The following is a 920-nucleotide window of genomic DNA, read 5'->3' as shown; positions in this document are numbered from 1 at the left end:
GCAGTGCAGTCGAAACATTGTGCTGAGCCAATGGGCCTTGGATCGCATTGCCCAAGCCAAAGACAAAGCCAAAGCCAAAACCACGGCCAAAGCCGAAGCCGAAGACGAGGCCTATATCGTGGGCCAAGCCCAACGCAAGATCAACGAAATTATGGAATATCTACCAATATATGAAGCATTAGGGAAAGTGCCACAGGCTGCGGGATTACATAATTACTTGCGTGGTGATGGCTCATTTGGCGTGGGGCTATCTCACCTCCTTCGATATATCACCCCAGATCAGATGAAAAGATTGGAGCTAGCAGGTGAGAGACGCAAACAGGCCTTGGCCGCTCCAAAAAGCAAGCACGTTCCGAAAAGCAAGCGCGCTCCAGAAAGCAAGCCTCCGAAAGGCATATTTCGGACCCTCAATCTAAGACCAAATTTGCTTCTTGAGATTTCAAGAAAATCCAGCAATAGAGCGTACAGTATCGAAGATGCAAGCAGCGGATATTTATCACAAGCAGACTTGGAAAAAATGGTCGACGAGGAAACCGGCGGACTGACTCCTCTGGGTGAAGCCGTGATTTCAGGAGCACCCCAAGGCATCCAGACGGCAATTCGCGCCAACTTCAGAATGCGTTATCAACAACCGGATCTGCCTGCAAACAGCCACCTTCAGGCCTTCCATCGGCCAGAAGAAACGTGGCATCCCGGTACACCGGCGGATTCTTCCTATTCGTACCCGTTCCCGCCCACCCCCTCTGGCGGTTGGCAGTTGCCGCCCACCCCCTATGGCGGTTGGCCGCAGAACGCATCAGGTGAGTGGCATCCCGATACTCCGGCGGATTCTTCCTATTCGTCCCTATTGCCGCCCACCCCCTCTGGTGGTTGGCAGTTGCCGCCCACCCCCTATGGCGGTTGGCCGCAGAACGCATCAG

At 53.9% G+C, this 920-nt stretch carries 1 pseudogene; it reads left to right on the top strand.

The window, feature by feature from the left end:
* Window positions 1-19: 19 nt before the first annotated feature.
* Window positions 20-920 (top strand): annotated as a pseudogene (locus tag XarbCFBP7408_RS22620) (Ulp1 family isopeptidase); the annotation flags it as partial.

Source organism: Xanthomonas arboricola pv. guizotiae (genome assembly GCF_002940205.1).
Classification (GTDB): Bacteria; Pseudomonadota; Gammaproteobacteria; order Xanthomonadales; family Xanthomonadaceae; genus Xanthomonas; species Xanthomonas arboricola_C.
This window is presented reverse-complemented; position numbering and strand designations above follow the sequence as displayed.